Annotated in this window: 3 protein-coding genes; all 3 read left to right on the top strand. The window is 48.5% G+C overall.

Annotation, left to right across the window (positions count from 1 at the left end):
• Positions 1–1,190, top strand: a 1,190-nt coding sequence (locus VIM87_RS02630) for a TonB-dependent receptor domain-containing protein (protein WP_331995464.1), incomplete at its 5' end; no start/stop codon positions are given.
• A 19-nt stretch (positions 1,191–1,209) separates the two neighbouring features.
• Positions 1,210–2,811: a RagB/SusD family nutrient uptake outer membrane protein gene (locus VIM87_RS02625; protein ID WP_331995463.1), complete on the top strand. Its 1,602-nt coding sequence runs from the start codon at positions 1,210–1,212 to the stop codon at positions 2,809–2,811.
• A gap of 163 nt (positions 2,812–2,974) precedes the next feature.
• The coding region (locus VIM87_RS02620; protein ID WP_331995462.1) for a glycoside hydrolase family 13 protein at positions 2,975–4,741 on the top strand (1,767 nt) is incomplete at its 3' end.

The following is a 4,741-nucleotide window of genomic DNA, read 5'->3' as shown; positions in this document are numbered from 1 at the left end:
GTATTAACCAGGAAGCTTTCCTGAAAAATTCCAAAACCATCTCTGACCTGAAACTGCGTATAGGCTATGGTGTTACCGGCCAGCAGGATTTTGGCGGGCTCTTAACCGATTACCCGTACCTGCCCCGTTACACCCTCAGTGATCCTACCGCGCAATACCAGTTTGGTAACAGCTATTACCTTACCCTGCGCCCGGAAGGTTATGATGCCAACATCAAATGGGAAGAAACAAAAACCTATAACGCCGGCCTGGACTTCGGTTTCCTGAATAACCGCATTTCCGGCAGCGTGGATTATTACGTGAAGAAAACAAAAGACCTGCTGAGCGTAATACCGGTAGCAGCCGGCTCCAACCTTACCAACCAACTGCTTACCAACGTAGGAAACATTGAAACAAAAGGTATAGAGTTCACCCTGAACGCTACGCCCATCAGCACCAAAGACTTTAGCTGGGATGCAGGTTTTAACTTCACCTACAATAACATAAAGATCACGAACCTTACCAAGGTACAGGATCCCAAGGCGCAGGGCATACCCATCGGCACTATTTCCGGCGGTACCGGTAACACGGTTGAGATCCACTCCGTAGGTTACGCACCCTTCTCTTACTACGTGTACAAACAAGTGTATAAAGATGGTAAACCGGTGGAAGGACAGTATGAAGATTTGAACAAAGACGGACAGATAACTCCGGACGACCGTTACCGTTATAAATCACCTAATCCTAAATTCCTGTTAGGGTTCAATTCACAGTTCGCTTATAAAAGCTGGAACCTGGGATTCTCTTTACGCGGCAGCATTGGCAACTATGTATATAACAATGCCAGCTCCAACAACGGCGCTTACCGCAACTTCTCATACCAGAACTACCTGGCTAATATGTCCACCAGCATAAACGAAACCGGTTTTGCAGTGAACCAGTATTTCTCTGATTACTATGTAGAGAATGCTTCCTTCCTGCGCATGGATAACCTGAGCCTGGGCTATAATTTCAAACACCTGTTAAGGGATAAGGTAAACCTGCGTGTATCCGCCACCGTACAAAACCTGTTCGTGATCACCGGTTACAGCGGCCTGGATCCTGAATTGGGGAATGATAAAGTGGGCACCACCAATGTAGGCGAAGGCATAGACAACAAGTTCTATCCCCGTCCACGCGTGTATTCCCTGGGTGTGAATCTTGATTTTTAATTGACCAAAACCGGAAAAAATGATAAAGCAATATATCAATAAATGGGTAGTGGCCGGCTGTGTGAGTATGACCTTACTGGCAGGCTCCTGCACCAAAGACCTGGACCGTGTGCCGTTCTACGACCAAACATCCGCCAGCGTATATAACGATTTTAAGAATTACAAATCCATCCTGGCCAAGCTGTATGCAGGTTATGCCATCAGCGGCCAGCAAGGGCCAGCAGGTAAGCCGGACCTTACCGGTATCGACGAAGGCTTTTCCAACTACATCCGCCAGTACTGGTCAGCACAGGAGCTGCCTACAGATGAAGCAGTAATATCCTGGAACGACGGTACGTTGCCGGACTATCACAAAATGACCTGGACCGCCGGCAACGAATTTATTAAAGCTACCTACGACCGTATCTTTTACGAGATAGCCGTATGTAATGAGTTCATCCGCGAAACAACAGACGATAAGCTGAGTAGCCACAGCATCAGTGGCGCAGACCTGGAAAATGCAAAACACTTCCGCGCAGAAGCCCGCTTCTTAAGAGCCCTGGCTTACTGGCATGCGCTGGACCTGTTTGGTAACGTGCCTTTTTCAACGGAAACAGATGAGGTGAGCGCATCCTTCTTCCCAAAACAGATCAACCGCGCAGACCTGTTCAATTATATAGAAGCAGAGCTGAAAGCTATTGATGCCGACCTGGTAGATGCCCGCCAGAATGAGTATGGCCGCGCAGATAAAGCCGCTGCCTGGACCCTGCTGGCAAAGCTGTACCTGAATGCAGAAGTTTATATTAAACAACCGAAATACACGGAAACCATTGCTTATTGCACTAAAGTGATCGGTGCAGGATATGCGCTGTCAGATGAATACCGTAAGCTGTTCCTGACAGATAACAACACCTCTCCGGAGATCATTTTCCCCATCACGTTTGATGGCATCCGCACCAAAACCTATGGCGGCATGACCTTCCTGGTGCATGCAGCAGTAGGCGGCAGTATGCCTGCAGCCAGCTTTGGTATTAACGGCGGATGGGCCGGTTTGCGCACCACCAAAGCGTTTGTAGGACAGTTTGCCGATCCTTCCGGCAACACGGATAAACGCGCCATGTTCTATACCAGTGGGCAAAACCTGGAGATCAACGACATCTTTACATTTACCGATGGTTATGCCATTGGCAAGTACCGCAACGTAAGCAGCACAGGAGTACACGGCTCTGACCAGACAGGCGATTTCCCCGATACGGATTACCCGATGTTCCGCCTGGCAGATGTGTACCTGATGTATGCAGAAGCAGTAGTGCGCGGTGGTACCGGCGGCAGTGCCGCAACAGCCCTGCAGTATGTGAACAGCTTACGTGCACGCGCCTACGGAAACACCAGCGGTAATATTACACAGCCGCAGCTTACGCAGGATTTTATTCTTGCAGAACGCGGCCGTGAGCTGTTCTGGGAAGGACAGCGCAGAACAGACCTGATCCGCTTTGGTAAATTTACCGGCAGCAGCTACCTGTGGCCCTGGAAAGGAAATGTGAAGGAAGGCAAGGCAGTGGACGATTACCGCACGCTGTATCCCATCCCAGCCGCCGACAGAACCGCGAATCCGAATTTGCAACAAAACACAGGATATTGATTCAATTACGAATTAATCAATTACGAATTAAGAATGCAGTACTACGCTGAGGCCGATTGTTTATAGTGAAGGTTACAATACATACAATCAAATTCACTGATCCGCTGCATTCTAATTCGTAATTCGTAATTAACTAATTCGTAATTAAAGAACGAAGTTTTACATGAAGCAACTTTTTCTCATAGCCGTACTATTTCTAAGCGTAACCACTTCCTCCTCCGCCCAGCTTCCGCCGCTGGAGCGTATTGAGCCCGCATTCTGGTGGGCCGGGATGCAGCAACCTTTCCTGCAGTTAATTATACATGGGGATAAGATAGCGGAACGCAATGTGCAGCTGGAATATCCCGGCGTAACCTTAAAGGAAGTGCATAAGGTAGAGAATACAAACTACCTGTTTGTAGACCTGGATATTAATACCGCCGCCAAACCGGGTACTTTTAAGATCCGTTTTACCAAACCCGGCGCAAAGGAGATCAGCTATAGCTACGAGCTGAAAGCCCGTAACCATGTAACAAAAGCACAGGGCGTAACCAATAAGGACCTGGTATATCTTATAATGCCCGACCGTTTTGCCAATGGCGATAAAAGCAACGACATTGTAAAAGGTATGCAGCAAACCACCCTCAACCGGGACTCTATGTACTACCGGCACGGCGGCGATCTGCAGGGTATTATTGACCACCTGGATTATCTGCAGGACCTGGGCATTACCACACTGTGGCTGAACCCTGTGCTGGAAAACGACCAGCCTTCCGCATCCTATCATGGTTATGCCGCTACGGAAAATTACCGCATTGACCGCCGTTATGGCAACAACGAGCTGTATAAAAAACTCACAGACGAGCTGCACAAACGCGGTATGAAAATGATCCAGGACCTGGTGCATAACCATATTGGCAGCCGCCACTGGACCATGCTGGACCTGCCTTCCAAAGACTGGGTGCATCAATGGCCGGAGTTTACCCGCTCTAATTTCAAAGAGCAGCCCATCTTTGATCCCTACGCAGCACAGGCCGATAAAAAGCTCATGACCGATGGCTGGTTTGATCTGCACATGCCCGACATGAACCAGGCCAATCCTTATGTACGCAACTATTTTACACAAAGCCATATCTGGTGGATAGAATATGCCGGCGTGGATGGTTTCCGCCTGGATACCTATGGTTATAACGATGCCGGGTATATGAAAGAATGGGCGGAAGCCATGAAAAAGGAATACCCTCAGCTTACCTTCTTTGGCGAAACTTTTGTGCATGGCGTACCTAACCAGGCCGTGTTTACACAGGGCAATACCCTTAACCATGGCTTCGATACTGAATTACAGGGCGTAACGGATTTTCAGTTCCTCTGGGCTGTTTCAGACCTGGTGAATGGCAAAACCAAAGCGCAGGACGGCGTTACCGGCTTGTATAATATGCTGTCAAACGATTTCGTATACCAGGATGCTACCCGTAACGTGATCTTCCTGGATAATCATGACCTGAGCCGTTTCTTTTCCGTTACCAACGAAAACATTTCCAAGTATAAGATGGCGCTGGCATGCATGCTTACCACCCGTGGTATTCCGCAGCTTTATTATGGCGCAGAAATATTAATGAAGAATTTCTGTAATCCCGATGGCCTGGTGCGGGAAGATTTTAAAGGCGGATGGGCCGGTGATCCCGTGAACAAGTTCACCGCTGCCGGCCGCACTGATGCAGAGAACGAAGTGTTCGGTTACCTGCGTAAGCTGGCTCATTACCGTAAACAGAACGAAGTGCTGCAAACCGGTAAGCTGATGCAATATGTACCGGAAAACGGGATATATGTGTATTTTCGTTACAACAACGCCAAAACCGTGATGGTGATCCTGAACGGAAATGACACTCCTCAAAGCCTGGCCACTACAAGATTTACAGAACGGATCAATGGGTTTAGCAAAGCCCTGGAT

The organism is Chitinophaga sp. (genome assembly GCF_036569125.1).
Classification (GTDB): Bacteria; Bacteroidota; Bacteroidia; order Chitinophagales; family Chitinophagaceae; genus Chitinophaga.
The sequence above is the reverse complement of the archived record's forward strand: the minus strand, read 5'-3'. Positions and strand labels throughout refer to the sequence as shown.